Here is a 17,285-nt window from a genome sequence, read left to right on the forward strand (position 1 = left end):
TAATAACGGCTCATTGAATAATTTTCGGATGACGCACAACAAAAAACCGCCAACATAACGGGTGACCAGAGTACAAATTAATGCCCACTGCACTGACGAGCGCGAGAGCAAATCAATCAGTAATCCCGCGGTGCTTTATCGTCGCATTTTTTACAGTTTAAACAGTGCCCCAACATCGCCGCGCGGCCCATCTCGGTAGTAACCCAATAACGCACAACCCAGGGCGGATTGTGGCGTACATGCTGATAATGGCCGCATTCAAGTCGAGCCACCCAGTGGCCCTCACTATCGAGCTGGAACCCCACCATTGGTTGTTGCACAGCGGTCTCGACTTAAAAGAACATGCCAGTTTCAAGCTGGGCTTCTTCGCTCATCATCGTGCGATCCCATGGCGGCTCAAACACCAGCTCCACATGACTCGAGGTTACGTAGGGGACCTCTTCTAAACGACGCTTCACATCGGCCACCAGCACATCGCCCATACCACAGCCGGGCGCCGTTAGGGTCATCACCACAGCAACTCGTTGCGCGGCTTGGTCGATCGTCATTTTATACACCAGCCCTAGGCTCACCACGTTAACGGGGATCTCGGGGTCGTACACCATACCGAGCGCTTCCCACACATGGTCTTCATCAATTTGGCCGTCTTCTCGGGCCTCAAACTCCAGCGCGTTGGTGCTAAGGCCAATAGCGTCGGCGTCTTTGCCATCAATGCGAATTAAGTTGCCGTGGTACAACAGTGTATAACTGGCACCCAGCGCTTGGGTAATAATCGCCTCAGCGCCTTTCGGGACCATTAAATCATCACCGGCTGGGACAACTTTAACCAAACACTCGCGCTCAAACTCTACCTCGCGCCCCTGTGCGTTAAAGGGCTTTTTGGCGTTGGGGGCGCGCATAACCAACTGATTGCGGCCGCCAATCTCGTTAAGGTCAATATCCAGCCCCTCAAGGTAAGGCAAACTCGGTTTGTCTAGGCGCAGCGTTAAATCGCCCGCTTGCACGGTCACGTCCGTCTCGACCTCTTCGCCGGGCCGGCAATAGGCCAAACAGGTTTCGGCGCGCGCCGTTCCCGGCTGATCGACAAACACGCGTACCGCCTCTACGCCGCGGCCATACAGTAAATCAACCAGATAATCTCGGGCGGAGTCAGAGATTTGAAGCTTGGGCTGCATAAATGCATCCTGAATAGAATAGGTGTGGACGAGAAAAACGCCATTATACCACCGCTCGGCGCGACACAAAATACCCGACTAAAACAGTCAACTATATGCGTCCTATCAGGAACATCAGCTACAGCATTGACTTTAAAGGCGGTTAAGGTAATCTCAGCAGTATCGCTGCAACGCCATTAATCGCCACTATGCACATCATCCTACAGTTTCTTATGTGGAGGCTCACGCCCCTCTTCCCCCTATAAGGGTGCTTTCTTTAGCACTCCGAACTTCGTCGCTCTAAAAATACCGGCAGAACTGTACCCGCAGCACGCCCGCATATCAGCTAGAGCTATTCGCAATACCACAAACCGCCCCACCCGGCCTAACCCGCTATACACGGCACAACCGTGGGGGCTGTAAGGGCAATACTTTATCACCGCTTAATCGCTTACATCAGGAGGCTCCCATGGGCGCTAAACCCAAAATTACGCTAACCCGTAGTATCTACAATCGGTTATCCGCATTGATCGACTCAGTGCCAGAAGACCCCATTACCGAACAACTGCTCGACGAGCTGGAGCGCGCCAAAATCGTGTCGCCGCAAAAGCTGCCCGACAATGTCGTCACTATGAATTCCACCGTTACCTTTATGGTTGAATCGACGCAAAAAACCTTTACCTATCAACTTGTGTACCCATCTGAGCTGGACAATAGCGAACAAAAGTTGTCGATTTTAAGCCCGGTGGGCAGTGCCCTGATCGGCTTGCAAGAAGGGGCTCAGATTGCCTGGCCAATATCCACCAGTAAAAATACGGTGGTACACGTCAATAAAGTGGCCCCGCCGGCGCAGGCTTAGCGGCAGCTAATATGTGCTACATTCACGTCAGCCTTACATAAACTCGCAACGGAGACGACCATGAAACTGGAATCCCTGGCACTACACTGCGGCTATGAATCGGAGCCCACCACGAAGGCGGCAACGACGCCGATTTATCAAACCACGTCTTATACCTTTGACGACACCCAGCATGGTGCGGACCTGTTTGACTTAAAAGTGGCAGGCAATATTTACACCCGCATTATGAACCCGACTAACGCCGTATTAGAGGCACGCGTAGCCGCCATGGAAGGCGGTATTGGCGGGTTGGCGGTAGCGTCCGGCATGGCCGCTATTACCTACGCGATCCAATGCATAGCCGGCACCGGCGATAACATCGTGAGCACCAGCCAACTCTACGGCGGCACCTACAACCTATTTGCCCACAGCTTTCCGCGCCAGGGCATTGAGGTACGTATGGCCTCTTTCGACGACTACGACAAGCTTGAGAGTTTAATCGACGACAACACCAAAGCACTGTTTTGCGAATCTATTGGCAACCCGGCGGGCAATATTGTCGATGTAGAAAAACTCGCCACCATCGCCCACAAGCACGGCGTTGTGCTTATTGTCGATAACACCGTGGCCACACCATTTTTATGCAAGCCTTTTGAGTACGGTGCCGACATTGTTGTGCACTCGCTCACCAAATACATTGGTGGCCACGGCACCACCGTGGGCGGCATGATTGTCGACTCGGGAAAATTTGACTGGGTCGCCAATAAAGCGCGCTATCCTATGCTCAACGAGCCCGACCCGTCTTACCACAACGTGATCTACACTGAGGCGCTGGGCGAGGCTGCCTACATCGGCCGCTGCCGCGTGGTGCCACTGCGCAATACCGGCTCTGCACTCGCGCCCCACAGCGCGTTTTTAATTATGCAGGGGCTTGAGACTTTAGGCATCCGCATGGAGCGCCACTGCGAAAACGCATTAGCCGTGGCCAAACACCTACAAGCGCACCCCAAAGTTACCTGGGTAAAATACGCCGCCCTGCCCGACAGCCCTTATCAAGGGCTATGCAAAAAAATCACCGGCGGTCATGCCTCGGGGATTTTAAGTTTTGGCGTACAAGGCGGTAAGGCGGCCGGCGCGCAGTTTATCGATGCCCTGCGAATGATCTTGCGTTTAGTTAACATCGGCGATGCTAAATCACTCGCCTGCCACCCCGCCACCACGACCCACCGCCAACTGAACGAAGATGAATTAAAGTCAGCCGGTGTCTCGGAAGATTTAATACGATTATCGGTAGGTATTGAGCATATAGATGATATTTTGGCGGATATAGATCAAGCGCTGGATAAAGTTGGATAGATTAAAGCAAGAATATTAAAGCCGGCCCTGCGGGGCCGCTTTATTGCTCGTGATAGTTACTGTTGCCCGCGGTATCACTAGGGCCGTTCGGTCGCGTACAAAGCCATATCAGCACACCACCCATTGTTAATATCAGCAACCACTTTACCCACAACAATATACTCGACTGGCCAATCAACACGGCGCTAATAGTCATGGTTAGTGCCGCCGCAACCTTAGCCCGCCGAGGTATTGCACGGTGACGCTGCCAGTGCTGAATAGCTGGCCCAAATCGAGGGTGAGTAACCAGCCACTGATTAAGTGCCGGCCATCCATGACTAGATGCCCATGCCCCCAGCAGTAAAAACACCGTGGTTGGCAAGCCCGGCACCACAGCGCCGATTAACCCCAAACCGACAAATAACACAGCGAGGATACGCCACGCTAAACGATTCAACACAATACAACCTTACGCAAAACGTGCCACCACAGATTTACCATATCATTAACTCTGTTTGGCTGTGGCGACCCAGCGCCGTTTATGAGCAGCAAACGATTTTTACCTTTAGGTTGAACGGGCATTGCGCGATTGTACCGGCAACGCAGCGTCATTGTCCGGGCTGTCACCCGCTAACGACTGTAGTTTTGTTTAATGTCGAGTATCTCACTTTTGATTGACAAAAATAACTCGGCCAATGCCGGATCAAAATGACATCCGCTTTGCTCTTTAATCAATGCGAAGGCCTCGGCCTCAGTCCATGCCTCTTTGTATGGACGCTTAGAGGTCAGCGCGTCAAACACATCGGCAATGGCGACGATACGCGCCTCTAGCGATATCGCCTCTCCCACCAGCCCATTGGGATAACCGGTTCCATCCCACTTTTCGTGGTGCTCCATGGCCAACACCCGAGCCAGCTGAATCAACGGCGAGTCAGAGTCTTCAAGAATCTTGGCGCCAATCGTGGTGTGTTCGCGCATCGATGCAAACTCTTCGGTACTTAAGCGTCCAGGTTTGAGCAAAATGGCATCGGGAATACCAATTTTGCCAATATCGTGCATGGGTGCAGCTTGTCGAATAAGCTCGGCATACTCCTCGCTAATGCCATAGGCCAGCGCTAAACGCTTACTGTAAAGACTCATACGAATAATGTGCTCGCCGGTATCCGTGTCTTTGTACTCGGCGGCCGCACCAAGGCGCTGCACCAAATCGATATGCGCTTTTTTAAGCTGTTTTGCCTGCACCAGCGATAAGTGCGTTTTCACCCGTGCCCGTACCAATGCTGGGGTAATAGGCTTGGTAATATAATCCACCGCACCGACCGAAAAGCCATTGTACTCATCGTCGTCATCATTCAGTGCGGTAACAAAGATAACCGGAATATGCTGCGTTGCAGCATCCGCCTTTAATGCCCGACAAACGTCGATACCACTCATACCAGGCATCATGACGTCCAATAAAATTAAGTTGGGCGGATTCTGCTGAATCACCTCAAGCGCCGCTTGGCCTGACTTTGCAAACGCCAAACGGTACTCATCCGCCAACACCGTTTGTATCACTTTTAGGTTGGTCGACTCATCGTCAACAACCAGTATTCTAGGCTTTTCAATCATAACTTGCCCTGCTCAGAGTCAGCTGACGAGCGCGATAACTGATCTAATATTGAGGTAATAATAGATACCGCCTGTTCAAACTCAAAATCATCAAAAGCGGTAACCAACTGCTCGACCTTAGACGCCAGTTTATCGTCGCTCTGCTGCTGTAAAACGCTCAGCAACTCAGCATCTGTTTCGGCCTGTTGCGCTAAAACAAAAAGATTTTGGCAAATGGCTTTTGTGTCATCCATGGTTAGGCGCTTTTGCGACTGCTCCGTCGCCATATCGCTATCACCCACACTCGCGTTATCGACTGTTTGCGCGATGTCAGCCAGACTAGCATCCAGACACTGAGCGTACGTCTGATACTGGTCAGCAGAGGTTGCTTGCTCCATTAATTGCAGCAGGCGCGCCAGCTGCACCAACCCAAGGTTTCCAGCCGCGCCTTTCAGGGTATGCAACCGTGTAGCGTTGTCTTCTGTTTGATAGGTCTCTAAGCGCGCGATGAGTGCCCATGAGTCTTTATGTTTAGCAATAAACTCATTAATCTCATGGCATTGTCGCTCGCGGCTTCCCCATAATAACTCACCGTGTTCAAAGTCCACCTGAGCGCCCAAAGCGGGCGCGGTCGCACCACTCGGCTCGCGCGTAGAGATACCTAACGCAGCGGCCATTTCACCATATAACTGCGACGGATTGATCGGTTTGTTGGCAAAGCCGTCCATACCCGCGTTATACGCTGTGGCTCGGTCTTGCTGCAAAACACTGGCGGTTAGCGCAACTATAGGGGTTCGCCCACGCTTTTTATCTTGCTCGTACTGTCTGATTTTTTCGGTCGCACAAATACCATCACACTCTGGCATATGCACATCCATTAGCACGATATCAAACTCGTTGGCGCGAAACCGATCGAACGCCTCTAAACCATTACTGGCCGACACCACTCGATGTCCCTGCCTCGACAACAGAAGAAACAGCAGCTCGATATTGGTTTCGATATCATCCACCACCAAAATATTTAACGGCGGTAAATCGACATCGGTGTCTCGGGTATCGCGCTTTAGCTTAGTCTCTTCGCCCACCTCCAGTGGTAGACTAAAATAAAAGCGACTGCCTTTATTTTCTTCGCTCTCTAAACCAATATGCCCACCCATTAGCTCAACCAGTTGTTTGCTAATAGTGGTACCTAAACCCGTACCGCCAAAACGCCGCGTAGTCGTACTATCGGCTTGCTCAAAGGCCTGAAAAATAGACTCGACTCGCTCAGCCGCAATACCAATACCGGTATCAATAACCTCAAAGAGCACCTCGTGACTGCCTGATGGCGTCACCCGCGCAGTGACCGATCCGGTATCGGTAAACTTAACCGCATTACCCACTAAATTATTCAATATTTGCCGTATTCGGTTGCTGTCGCCCACATACACAGGCGACAAACCTTCGGCTAATGCTAGATTAATGACGATATCTTTTTGTTTGGCGAGCAACCAGAAAGAGGAAATAACCTCATCTAACAAAGACGACAAAGAAAAGTGCTCCCGCGCTATATCGACTTTACCTTTTTCAAGCTTCGCGGAGTCTAAAATATCGTTCAGTAAATACATCAAAGAGCGCGCGGAAGCATTAATCGTACTCAGCTGTTTTCTTTGCTCCGCGACTAACTCGGACTCCAGCATTACCTCACTAAAGCCGATAATCGAGTTCATCGGCGTGCGAATCTCATGGCTCATATTGGCCAAAAACGACTGCTTTGCCTGAGCGGCGTGCTCAGCCTGCTGCTTAGCGGCTTTTAATTGATCTTCGTAAGCATGCCGCTCCGTAATATCAATTAACACCCCGTCAATCCACTGCGCCTCACCGTCATCGTTAAAGTGATAACTACCCTGATCCAAGACCCATCGGATATCGCCCGAGCGGTGGCGTATGCGATACTCAAGCGAGTACGCTTGGCGGTCTACCAATGCTTTATTTACCGAGGTTTCAATACGGGGTAGGTCTTCCTCAACGATAAGGTCACCCATGTCAATATCACGGGCCATAAACGTACTGAGATCATAACCCGTAAGTCCCTGAATACTGGGACTGGCAAAAATCATGCTCCAGCTGGCATTAATCTCGCAACGAAACGCCACCCCAGGCATATTGTGAATTAACGAGCGGTACTGGCGCTCTTTTTCTAGCAGCTCTTGCTGTAGTTTGTGCTGCTCGGTCAAATCCGTTAAAAAAGCCACATACAATCTCTGCCGCAACGACAGCTGTACCTCACCAACCCCTAAGCGAATGGGGATACTGCGGCCATCTTTGTGCAGCGTATTCACTAGTTGGTTGTGCCCGACAAATCCCGATAAATCGATCGGCGCGCCGGAGATGCGACACACGGCCATCGTGTCATCTTCATCGGATGTCAGGCGCAAAGCGCTCTGCCCTTTGAGCTCATCTTCGCTATAGCCAAGTATGGCTTCTGCCGCTTTATTGGCACTTAAGATATCGCCGTTTTCACCAATGGTAATAATGCCGTCAACCGCTGTAGACAAAATGGCACTTAAGCGTGACTCCTGCTCGGTTTTTTCGGCCAACAATAACTGAAAGCGCAACAGACCATTGAGCACCGCTACCCCTAACGTCAGCACCACTGTGGTACTGGCAACGCTAATGGCGATAAAAGACAAATCGGACTGCACAATGGCGTTAACCGGGCCGCTCGCGCTGGTATCGATAAACCGAGTGGCGAGCATCCCCATATAGTGCATGCCGGACACCGCGAACCCCAATACCACAGCGCTAATTAGCCGGCTTTGTCCGCTGCTTAACCGCGGAATCACTCGACCTAAATAAAACCGAGACAACACCGCGATAAACGACAGGCTCACCGCCACCACAATCGACAAAGCAAACGTCAGCGGATCATAACGAAGCAATGGCGCCAGCTCCATCGCGGCCATACCGCTGTAATGCATGGTACCAATGCCCGCTCCCAGCAGTACCGAGGCGGCCATTAAGTTTTTTAGCGATGCCCGACGACTTAAAAGAAATATTGCATACAAACAAGAGACAAGCGCCGGGAAAAACGACAATAGCGTGATGGTTGGGTCATACCCTATTTGCCGGCACAACGAAAATGCCAGCATGCCGATAAAGTGCATGCTCCAAATGCCACCCGCCATTATCACTGCCGCCATGACTTTGGCGACGTAGCGATACAACTTAATGGGCGTGTGCCTCGCTAAATCCAGCAGGTAAAACGTAAAGTAACCGGCAAAAATCGCGGTACAAATGGAGAGGCTCACCAACTTATAGTTATACACACCGCTCAGCACTAAGGCAGGATCTTGATTAATAAAGAAAAAATCCGATAGCATTTGCGACCCTCAACAAATCATAGGCATGGCCAGGGCGGTATTAAGGTAAAAAATATGTATACCGACACCTCAATATAGATGAAATATGCGCCACCATAAAGTCATAATAGCCAAATAAATGCACTCTTTACAGTCGTTACCGCCCACCTATAGCGGGACACCAGCCGCAAAGGCGGACGTCAATGGCGTACTGCTGCCTCTCAGCGCCAAACACGACAGTGGGTATAACGAACGTGTGTGATAATAAGGTTACGGCTGAAACGGGGATTTCTGAAGATCTGGCAAACCTTGCGGGCGATGGGCGCTACAGGTTGAAACGGGGGGACAAAGACCGCCAGCGGGGCTAGAGTCTAAGCCGCCACCACGCGATCTGACTACTCGATAAGTTGCACAGCAATACGCTGGGCCGTTGAATAAACCATAGGGCCAAATTGGCTGTAAACCGCCACATCCGCAGCGTCGCGGCCGTACCCGACCGTTACATAGCCGCCATTTAGCACCGGTTGCGTCGCATCAAACGTATACCAACGTCCGCCCACGTAAGCCTCAAACCACGCGTGTAGATCCATCGGTGTCAGCCCGTATAGATACCCCACGACCAATCGTGCTGGAATACTAATACTGCGACACAAGGCAATGCCCAAGTGTGCTAGATCGCGGCAAACGCCCACTTGCCGCTGGTTCACGTCCACGGCCGATAGCGGGATACTGCTGCTGCCGGGCTCATACCGTATCGACTCGCGCAGCCAAGTCTCAATCGCTGCCACTTGGTCATAGCCCAAATGGCGACCAGCGGTAATCTCGGTGGCCATCTGACAAAACAGCTCCGACTCGCAGTAACGGCTCGGCAATAAATACCCCAACACCCCATCTGGCAGATACTGCACCTCAACAAACTCCGCCCCTGGCGCGCGGTCTACGTAATCCGCCGTTCTGACTTCGGCCACGGTGCTAATCGAGAAATTCCCCGGCGGCGCCACCAGACGCTGACACAAGTTGCCATAAAGGTCGGTAAACTCGTACACCTCTACGCTGGGCGAAATATTGTATTCCTCTCGCGCAATCCACTGCTGCGCCCCGCTGCGCGGACGCAACATCAAAATAAAAGGCGTAGGCACCGAAATATCAAAACTTAGTTCACAACTGGCGCGCAACCACATGAGCTGGCCCTGTAGAAAATGAGCGAGAATGGAAAAACCTATGCGCACCAGCATACCGCTTTTTATCACAGAATGTTAGCAGTCCCCCGCTGTCAACACCCTACAGGAATCTTCGAACAAACCCCGCTATAGTTCACAGGCGATGGTTAGTACCGTTGCTAACCCGGCGGTGCCACGCTTAAACACAATGAAGACATTGTGATTTTCAAACATCGCAGGCACTATTTAATTCGTGGGGCAGACTCTCACGGGCAGCCCCATCGCACTGCACAAGCATTGGCTCTGCAACACCCTTTTGCGGCCCCAAACGACTTGGTAAGGACACAGCATGCACCCTATTCGCGTTATCGTAAATGGCAAAAAAGCCGGACTAGAAGCGTTTCGTGAGGCCGTCTTTAACGCCCGTAAAAAGGCACCTATTGAAATTCGGGTGACGTGGGAGCAGGGTGATCTAGCCCGCTTAGTACGCGAAGCCTGCGCAGAGGATGTCCGGCGCTTAGTCATTGCCGGCGGTGACGGCACCGTGAATGAGATGGCCAACGCTCTGATGGCTTTACCTATTAAGCAGCGTTTGCCCTTTGCAATAATTCCCATGGGTACCGCCAACGATTTTGCCACTGCCGCTAACATCCCCGGCAACTACGCCCACGCACTCAGTCTGGCTCAAACCGGTGCGCCAAGCGATATCGACGTTATTCAGGCCAACCAGAGGTATTTTATCAATGTCGCCAGCGGCGGCTTTGGCGCACAGGTGACCGCCTCAACCCCCACCGCTCTAAAAAACTGTTTGGGTGGCGGAGCCTATACGCTATCCGGCTTGGTGCAGGCACTGCGCTTTACACCTCACAAAGGCCGTATAAAGTACGCCGAAAACGAATGGCATGATGAGATCATCGTTAGTGCCGTATGCAATGGCACGCAAGCGGGCGGCGGGCAAGTGCTGGCAGAGCACGCCAAAATCAATGACGGACTACTCAATACCGTCGCTATTCGTCGCTTTCCGGCCGAGGCATTTACGCAAGTTCTTAAAGAGCTTCAGCAGCCCGCCAGCGATAACCAATACGTCAAAGCTTTCACCTGCGAATGGATCGAGTGGCAATCGCAAGTACCCATGCCTATTAATTTGGATGGCGAACCTATCGAAAGCAGAGATATTCGCTTTAGCGTTTGCCCCGCGGCGGTTCAGGTGGTACTGCCACCGCAATGCCCACTGCTTAAACTATAAACGATGTAATGGGTGTTGCGGGCTGCCATTAGCGAGATCTCGATTGTCTCCGGCGACAACATCGGCAGGCATCTTAATATACCGTTACAGGCCCCAAAACCTCAGGGGTGAACGACAAACGTCTAGCCACCTGCTAACCGGCGGCGACACTGGTCAGCCGCCGCATAGACCACCTCAGTACGCGAGCGATCAATTGGTACTGCACACGGCTAGAAAAACATGCCGTAAATACGGTATTGTAGCCGCCGCACGGTTGTAGCGATAACCCCTGCCCCACAAACCACCGCCCCCTTAAACGGCCACCGGTTAACACAGCACGATAGGATGACGTATGAAGTTACTGATAAAACTTGTTCGCGAAGGCTTAGGCAGCATTATCGCCTTTGTTAGTTGGCTCACACGTCCGGCCAAGCTCAAGCGCACCCCAGAGGCACAAACCAAGGTCGAAAACGAGCTAAAAAACTTTGCCTTGTACCAGTTTTTTGCCTGCCCCTTTTGCATCAAAACTCGCCGTGCACTGCACCGCTTAAACCTACCGATAGAACTGCGCAACGCCCAAGCCGGAAGCCCACATCGCCAAGCGCTAGAACAAGGCGGTGGCCGAATTAAAGTGCCCTGCTTACGCATTGATGAAAACGGTACTAACACGTGGATGTATGAGTCCGGGGATATTATCCAGTACTTAGAGCAGCGCTTTGGTTAACAGCTCGTGCCGAGACTGGATTCGGTGCAAGTCATAGGCAAATCCTGAATCGCTCGCACATCCCGGTACGCAAACAGACAACGATTACGACAAACACTCAAGCTCTAAACGCATTTACTCTGGACTGATTAGTAACGACTAAAACCGTCGAGGCCGTTTAAAATAATCGAGGTAGCCCCTGCTATATAGGCTCAAGAATCTAGGTCAGAATCATTCACTCGGTTCTGGCCGATATCGGCGTCCGATCTTTTCATCTCTTGACGGCGCCAGTGTCTTCTTGCCAACTCTTGCATATCGCGGGTTTTATCGTTCTCGTCGACAATTTCCCGCCCCAGTAAAGTTTCCAGCACATCCTCTAGGGTGATAATGCCCTGTACATCGCCGAACTCGGTAACCACCAAAATCATATGCGTCTTTTTGCGCAAAAACTCTTCTAAGGCCTGGGTCAAAGGCATTGCGCCTAACAACACCGGCAACTCGCGCCGATAATTAACAATCGGCGCCTGTTCCTCGCCTCTTGCCTGGGCGAGCAGTAAATCGCTAAGCAGTACTACCCCGGTAATATTGTCGGAGTCGTCGGCAAATATCGGAATACGTGAAAAGGGAATACTGCTGTGCTGTGCGAACACCTCCCCGACGAGGCTGGATTGATTTTCACTAAACAACACCGTGCGCGGCGTCATAACTTCACGTAGAGTCGTTTGGCGCAGCTGCAGTAAGTTTTTTACCACCTCGCTCTCATTCTCATCCAGGTGGCCCTCGGCGCTACTGATGTCCGCCGCGACCGCCAGCTCGTGGCGGTCCAACCCACTACCCGCTCGCTCCCCTCGGGTAATTAAGCGAGTTAGTCTTTCCGATAATAAGATAAACGGATAAAGCGCCTTAATTAAATAGTGCAATCCGTAAGCGGTATAAGGGGCAAGCGCTCGCCAATAGTAAGCCCCCAGCGTTTTTGGAATAATTTCTGACAATACCAAAATGAGCAGTGTTAAAACGGCCGAAAATGCCCCCAAATACGCACTGCCAAACACCACAGTGGCCTGCGCACCGGCCCCGGCTGCGCCAATCGTATGGGCGATGGTGTTTAGGGTTAGAATCGCTGCGAGCGGGCGCTCAACATCGCGGGTAAGGTTAGCCAAGAGTTTCCCTGAGCGTTTACTTCCCTGCTCTAACAGCGAGGCGTAAGCCGAGTTAACGCTCAGCAACACCGCCTCGGCAACCGAACACAAAAACGAGACCCCGAGGGCCAGCGCAATATAAAGTAGTAATAAAGTCATTCACTAGTCCCCGGCCACTGTCGGCGTTTGCCAATTGTTTAGCTTAGCAGGCAGGTCGCTGGTTAAAAAGCATGGCGAGGTAGTATTGCTCAACTGTTTAACGCTATCGGAGCTTGCTACCGGCCCACACACAAGCAGTGTTTGCTTGCCGCTAGCTGGGCACACGCATCTTGCGTGCACTCGATCATCGACCGAGCCCCACACTCGGCCTAGCAGGTTCACTCTAAGTCGCGGGTTGCGCGGGGCTTGCGTCTCGGGCGGCACACCCAAACCGAAACTGCGATAACCGCACCTCCGGCAATCAACCGAACGACATCGGCACTATGGCTCCAAAAAAGGACATTAACGAGCAACCCCACCGGGATCAGTAGATTGTTCATCGTCGCTAACTGCCCCGTGTTAACGCATTTGCTGGCCATGGCCCAGCATAAATACCCCAGCCCCGATGCCCCCAACCCGAGCCAAATAAGTACTGCCCACTCAAGCATACTGTCTGGTACCAATTGCCAATCGGCAAATAAAACGCAACCAACGCCAGATACTAGCGTCGCGCCCAAAAAGAAACAGGCAAAGGTATTGAACTGTTGCTGCGGCTTATTAATCGGCAGGCGCTTATAAGCCACTTGGCCTAAGGCAAAGCAAAGGTTAGCCGCTTGAATCAGTAAAAACCCGGTAAGCACATCGGCGCTGATGTGCTGGTAGCGAATAATCGCCGCGCCCACCACCGCCAGTGCCGAGCCCAACCACCAGCGTATGGGCAAGTGGCGCCTACCCAGCAGCACCTCATCAATTAAGGTAATCCAAAGTGGGGTAAATATCGTAAAAAGCAAAACCTCTGGCACACTTAAATAGGCAAAAGCGTGATAGAGAAACTGGTAGGTCACGCCTACTTGAACAGCGCCAATAGCCGTTAACGCCAGTAGCGCTCGCGCCGGAATTTGACGCGGCCTAAAAAACGGCAGCAATACCAGCAGCGCTAAAAAAACCCGAATGAAAACCGCTAGGTAACTGTCCACTTCACCGCTTAGGTAAACCCCAATCAGCGAAAAACTAAATGCCCAGATAACAGTGACTAACGACAGCACCAACATGGGTGACAGGCGAGAAACAGCAAACATGAAAACAACCCGTAAGAAAAGGATATTTTAACACGGCTGGGTTTTAACCGGCGCGATCAACCGTGGCCTTGCCTGCATTGCAACTGCTAGACAAAAGTTAATACCAGAAAGCGTTAAAGTGGCACGACCATAACGACTAAGAGGGAAAGACCACCGTATCATCCCCTTCCTGCCATGGCTGATATTTGATCATGGCCTGTACAAACAATGGGTCTGCAAGCCAGTGCTGTAGCCACTGCTGCAGGTTTGGGTAAGGTAGGCGGTAAAACACCTCGCGATCAACATGGGCAAACTGCCGGACAAAAGGCATGATGCCGATATCGGCAATACTTGCGTCATCTCCCAGCAAAAAGCGGTGTTTAGTCAGTAACTCTTCCAGTATTTGTAAAAAGCTCTCACCCCGTTGCCGGTACTCAAGCTGAGTCATCTCAGGGTGACGGTCGGCGTATTTATAGCGATCCAGCCAATGTTTAAAGTCGCTATCATTTTGTTCAATCAAAGCATTGGCCGACGGCAAGATATCCTTACGCAATAACTTTTGCGGGTCTTGCTGCTCCAGCGCCCACTGCATAATATCCCGGCTTTCATCAATCACCGTGCCGTCCACAAGCTGCAACACGGGCACAGTGCCTTTCGGGCTAATCGCCAGCATCTGGGCTGGCTTATTTTTCAAAACGACCTCCCGCAGCGTTACCTGAGCCCCGGCAAACAATAGCCCGAGACGAGCACGCATAGCGTAGGGGCAGCGACGAAAGGAGTACAGGTGGTGTAGTGTGGGGCTCATGGATGTTTTCGCAGTTGGATTAAAACAAGTTACTGTGTGGATCGCGCCAAAACCTTCGATCTGTACCCAAGGCTCTGATAATTGGCGAGATTACCGCTGTCAGGATAAACGGGTCAAGCAACGGAGGTGCCCTGCCAGCAACCGGGCGAAACAAACAACCTAAGCTACGTGTTAAAGTAAGAGCGCACCAAGCCTTTAAATAGAACCTTGTAATTAACTAACAGGATTTTCTATGCACAATATTCAAATAGACATTGTTTCTGACATCGCCTGCCCTTGGTGCGCAATCGGCTACGCCCGCCTAGAGCAGGCCATGGAGCAACTGGCAGCCACGCACGAGTTTAACGTGCAGTGGCATGCGTTTGAGCTAGACCCAGAACACAGCGGCAAAGGCGAGCCGATTTTGCCGGCACTGGTGCGCAAATACGGCAGCACCGAAGCCGAAATGCGCGCCAATCAAGATCAAATGATGCAAATTGCCAAAGACCTCGGCGTCAACTTTAGCAAACTACAAGAGCGCTTCACCTGCAACACCTTCGATGCTCATCGGTTAGTAAAATGGGCCGGCGAGCAAAGCAAGCAGACCGAGATGAAACAGGCTCTGTTCGATGCCTACTTCGGCAACGCCGACAATGTTTCCGACCATGAGGTTCTAGTGCACTGCGTTGCAAGTATTGGCCTAGACCCAGCACAAGCGCGCAATGTATTGGACTCAGACCAGTATGCCCAAACGGTACGCGACGACGAAGCAACCTACCAGCGGGCCGGGGTTACCGCCGTGCCAGCGTTTATCGTCAACAATAAGTACCTGATCTCGGGGGCGCAAGAGCCCGACACGCTGGTGCAAGCATTTCAAGATATCGGTGCGGAATCTGAATGAGCGTCAACACCCAAAAGACAAAAGCAAAACCCTCGAAGGCCGAGCAGCAAGCCATTTTAGCGCGACTGGATAAGTTCAGCCGCCTCACCGACAGCAGTGTTGCAGTCCCGTTTACCAACGTTCGAATTGGTGCAGAGGCTATTATCGGCATACTGCCCGTAGTGGGCGACGTAGCCGGCCTGCTACTGTCCGGCTACGTGCTGTTCGAGGCCCAGCGCGCCGGCGCCAGCTGGTGGGTGAAGCTCCGCATTTTAGCGAATATGACCATTGACTTTCTCGGCGGCTTGGTGCCTGTGGTGGGCGATGTGTTTGACGCATTTTTTAAAGCAAATACGCGCAATACTCGGATACTTAGAGAATATTTAGAAAGAGACATGTAGCCGATACATCTCGCGATGCCTTCAAAGCGAATACAAAAAGCTTAAAAAGTAATCTCCCACACGAGCGTTAAGGTGCTCGGTTCAAAATCCCGACGCAAAAACCTAGAGAGCATCCCACCCAAAAGGCGTAATGCAACACATACTTCAATAAAAAACGCCACCGATGTTTGCAAGATGAATTTTATGAGTCCGGCATCACGCAAGATGCGTGATAATCCCTATACCATGGCGTCTAGTAATTGATTCCGGTAAAGGATCATTACCTAAGGGTGAAACTCTGCAACGCGGTCATAACCGAATTTCGCAGACACTCCGACAACCGCTAACTCTAGCGGCCAAAAAAAATAACCACCACAATAATTAGCGTTGCGTCAGCAAAGTGGAGCACACTTGCTGCGAGCAACGCTATCGTAAAATTTAGATTTAAAAACGATATTTTAACGTTATTACATGAGGTACAAATGAGTATAAAATACGGATTACCCGGGGCATTCTGCATATTATTAGCTGTGGCCAACACCGCTCAAGCCGATGACTTTCCCTATGCAAAATCGGGATTCTATCTAGGAGGTGAAACCGGCGCCAGCGAATTTAAATCGGGCTGCCGTGATCTGTCCGTCACCTGTGAAGACGACGATGAAGTGTATGGCGGTTTTGCCGGTTATCGCTTCAACGACTACTTCGCCATTGAAAGCGGTTATCACGAGCTGGGGGAAGCAACCTCATGGAATATCGACGGTAAAAAATCAGAGATCTCGATTGAAGGCTACGACTTGTCTGTATTGGTGGGTATGCCACTATCCGACCGCTGGATGGCCTACGTTCGCGGTGGCGGATTATATTACGATGCCAACCTGATTGACGGTGGCGACTTGTTCCCCGAGCAAGCCAACAACGCCAAAGGCTGGACTGAAACCGCCGGTGCCGGGTTAGTGTTTCGCGCCACTGACCACCTACAAACCCGCTTACAATACCAATACGTAAACGACTTTGGCGGCAGCGATTGGGGCCGTCAGCCAGACGTGCAGGCCGTTACCCTTGGGGTTTTGTGGCAATTCGGCAATGTCGCCAGTAAGCCCACCCGCGAGCCAATCGCCGAGCCGGTAAACACCCCTGCTCCAACGCCTGCGCCAGAACCGGTTGAGCCCGAAACCAAACCCGTGCATGTTCTCAGTCAGTTTGACTTCGATTCGTCAGAAGTCAGCAACACCGGCGCGCTAAATCAGCTAATCAAAGAACTGGCCTCGTCACAAGCCGCCATCACCATTACCGGCTATGCCGACGGTGAGGGCACGGCAGAGTACAACATGGAGCTATCCAAAGAGCGTGCAGAAGCCGTTAAAGCTTACCTGGTTTCTAAAGACGTATCGGCAAGCCGTATTACTCTGGACTGGAAAGGCGAAACCGAAGCAAGCAGCCAGTCGCCCAACCGGGCTGATCGTAAAGCAGTAGTCAGCACTGAGTTGCCGAAATAAAGCA

Annotated in this window: 16 protein-coding genes; 7 read left to right on the forward strand and 9 right to left on the reverse strand. The window is 51.7% G+C overall.

The features are described 5' to 3' along the window. Positions 1-116: 116 nt before the first annotated feature. Both ACGHAD_RS10620 and sufT read right to left on the reverse strand, forming a co-directional pair. Complete coding sequence (locus ACGHAD_RS10620; protein ID WP_339615588.1) at positions 117-308, reverse strand: DUF3565 domain-containing protein; 192 nt, start codon at positions 306-308, stop codon at positions 117-119. Positions 309-332: 24 nt separating this feature from the next. After that, positions 333-1,175: a putative Fe-S cluster assembly protein SufT gene (gene sufT / locus ACGHAD_RS10625; RefSeq protein ID WP_382415135.1), complete on the reverse strand. Its 843-nt coding sequence runs from the start codon at positions 1,173-1,175 to the stop codon at positions 333-335. A 448-nt stretch (positions 1,176-1,623) separates the two neighbouring features. Here sufT and rnk point away from each other — a divergent pair, with 448 nt between their 5' ends. Next, entirely contained in the window at positions 1,624-2,013 is a 390-nt protein-coding gene (gene rnk, locus ACGHAD_RS10630) for a nucleoside diphosphate kinase regulator (protein ID WP_382415133.1), read from the forward strand. Positions 2,014-2,073: 60 nt separating this feature from the next. Beyond that, positions 2,074-3,348: an O-acetylhomoserine aminocarboxypropyltransferase/cysteine synthase family protein gene (locus ACGHAD_RS10635; RefSeq protein ID WP_382415131.1), complete on the forward strand. Its 1,275-nt coding sequence runs from the start codon at positions 2,074-2,076 to the stop codon at positions 3,346-3,348. A 40-nt stretch (positions 3,349-3,388) separates the two neighbouring features. Here ACGHAD_RS10635 and ACGHAD_RS10640 read toward each other — a convergent pair whose 3' ends face one another. The 4 genes from ACGHAD_RS10640 to ACGHAD_RS10655 form a co-directional block, all read right to left on the reverse strand. Then, positions 3,389-3,787, reverse strand: a complete 399-nt coding sequence (locus tag ACGHAD_RS10640) for a YbaN family protein (protein ID WP_382415129.1) — start codon at positions 3,785-3,787, stop codon at positions 3,389-3,391. A gap of 170 nt (positions 3,788-3,957) precedes the next feature. Beyond that, a complete protein-coding gene (locus ACGHAD_RS10645) occupies positions 3,958-4,938 on the reverse strand; it encodes a two-component system response regulator (protein ID WP_382415127.1) in 981 nt (326 codons plus the stop codon). After that, positions 4,935-8,279, reverse strand: a complete 3,345-nt coding sequence (locus tag ACGHAD_RS10650; RefSeq protein ID WP_382415125.1) for an MHYT domain-containing protein — start codon at positions 8,277-8,279, stop codon at positions 4,935-4,937. Before ACGHAD_RS10650 ends, ACGHAD_RS10645 begins: the two co-directional genes overlap by 4 nt. Positions 8,280-8,653: 374 nt before the next feature. Next, the gene (locus ACGHAD_RS10655) at positions 8,654-9,439 is read right to left on the reverse strand and encodes a transglutaminase domain-containing protein (protein ID WP_382415123.1); all 786 of its coding nucleotides are present in this window, start codon (positions 9,437-9,439) and stop codon (positions 8,654-8,656) included. 328 nt (positions 9,440-9,767) lie between these two features. Here ACGHAD_RS10655 and yegS point away from each other — a divergent pair, with 328 nt between their 5' ends. Both yegS and ACGHAD_RS10665 read left to right on the forward strand, forming a co-directional pair. Beyond that, on the forward strand, positions 9,768-10,664 hold the full coding sequence (yegS, locus tag ACGHAD_RS10660) for a lipid kinase YegS (protein WP_382415121.1): 897 nt from the start codon (positions 9,768-9,770) through the stop codon (positions 10,662-10,664). Positions 10,665-10,995: 331 nt separating this feature from the next. Next, positions 10,996-11,367 (forward strand): glutathione S-transferase N-terminal domain-containing protein, encoded by a 372-nt coding sequence (locus ACGHAD_RS10665; RefSeq protein ID WP_382415119.1) that lies wholly within the window; start codon positions 10,996-10,998, stop codon positions 11,365-11,367. A 191-nt stretch (positions 11,368-11,558) separates the two neighbouring features. On the opposite strand, the gene ACGHAD_RS10670 is transcribed toward ACGHAD_RS10665, so the two are convergent. From ACGHAD_RS10670 to ACGHAD_RS10680, 3 genes are all read right to left on the reverse strand, one after another. Continuing rightward, positions 11,559-12,644 carry a CNNM domain-containing protein gene (locus ACGHAD_RS10670; RefSeq protein ID WP_382415117.1) on the reverse strand — a complete coding sequence of 362 codons (1,086 nt, stop codon included), beginning with the start codon at positions 12,642-12,644 and terminating at the stop codon, positions 11,559-11,561. A 218-nt stretch (positions 12,645-12,862) separates the two neighbouring features. Further along, positions 12,863-13,762: an EamA family transporter gene (locus ACGHAD_RS10675; RefSeq protein ID WP_382415115.1), complete on the reverse strand. Its 900-nt coding sequence runs from the start codon at positions 13,760-13,762 to the stop codon at positions 12,863-12,865. Between the two features lie 136 nt (positions 13,763-13,898). Then, complete coding sequence (locus ACGHAD_RS10680) at positions 13,899-14,546, reverse strand: glutathione S-transferase (RefSeq protein WP_339614871.1); 648 nt, start codon at positions 14,544-14,546, stop codon at positions 13,899-13,901. 232 nt (positions 14,547-14,778) lie between these two features. On the opposite strand from ACGHAD_RS10680, the gene ACGHAD_RS10685 reads away from it, so the two are divergent. The 3 genes from ACGHAD_RS10685 (at position 14,779) to ACGHAD_RS10695 (ending at position 17,281) form a co-directional block, all read left to right on the forward strand. Then, positions 14,779-15,426 (forward strand): DsbA family oxidoreductase, encoded by a 648-nt coding sequence (locus tag ACGHAD_RS10685; RefSeq protein WP_339614870.1) that lies wholly within the window; start codon positions 14,779-14,781, stop codon positions 15,424-15,426. Beyond that, a complete protein-coding gene (locus ACGHAD_RS10690; RefSeq protein ID WP_339614869.1) occupies positions 15,423-15,806 on the forward strand; it encodes a DUF4112 domain-containing protein in 384 nt (127 codons plus the stop codon). The genes ACGHAD_RS10685 and ACGHAD_RS10690 overlap by 4 nt, the downstream gene beginning before the upstream one ends. A gap of 461 nt (positions 15,807-16,267) precedes the next feature. Further along, positions 16,268-17,281, forward strand: a complete 1,014-nt coding sequence (locus tag ACGHAD_RS10695) for an outer membrane beta-barrel protein (protein ID WP_382415112.1) — start codon at positions 16,268-16,270, stop codon at positions 17,279-17,281. Positions 17,282-17,285 lie beyond the last annotated feature (4 nt).

Origin of the sequence: Gilvimarinus japonicus (genome assembly GCF_042847215.1) — a bacterium.
GTDB classification, from domain to species: domain Bacteria; phylum Pseudomonadota; class Gammaproteobacteria; order Pseudomonadales; family Cellvibrionaceae; genus Gilvimarinus; species Gilvimarinus japonicus.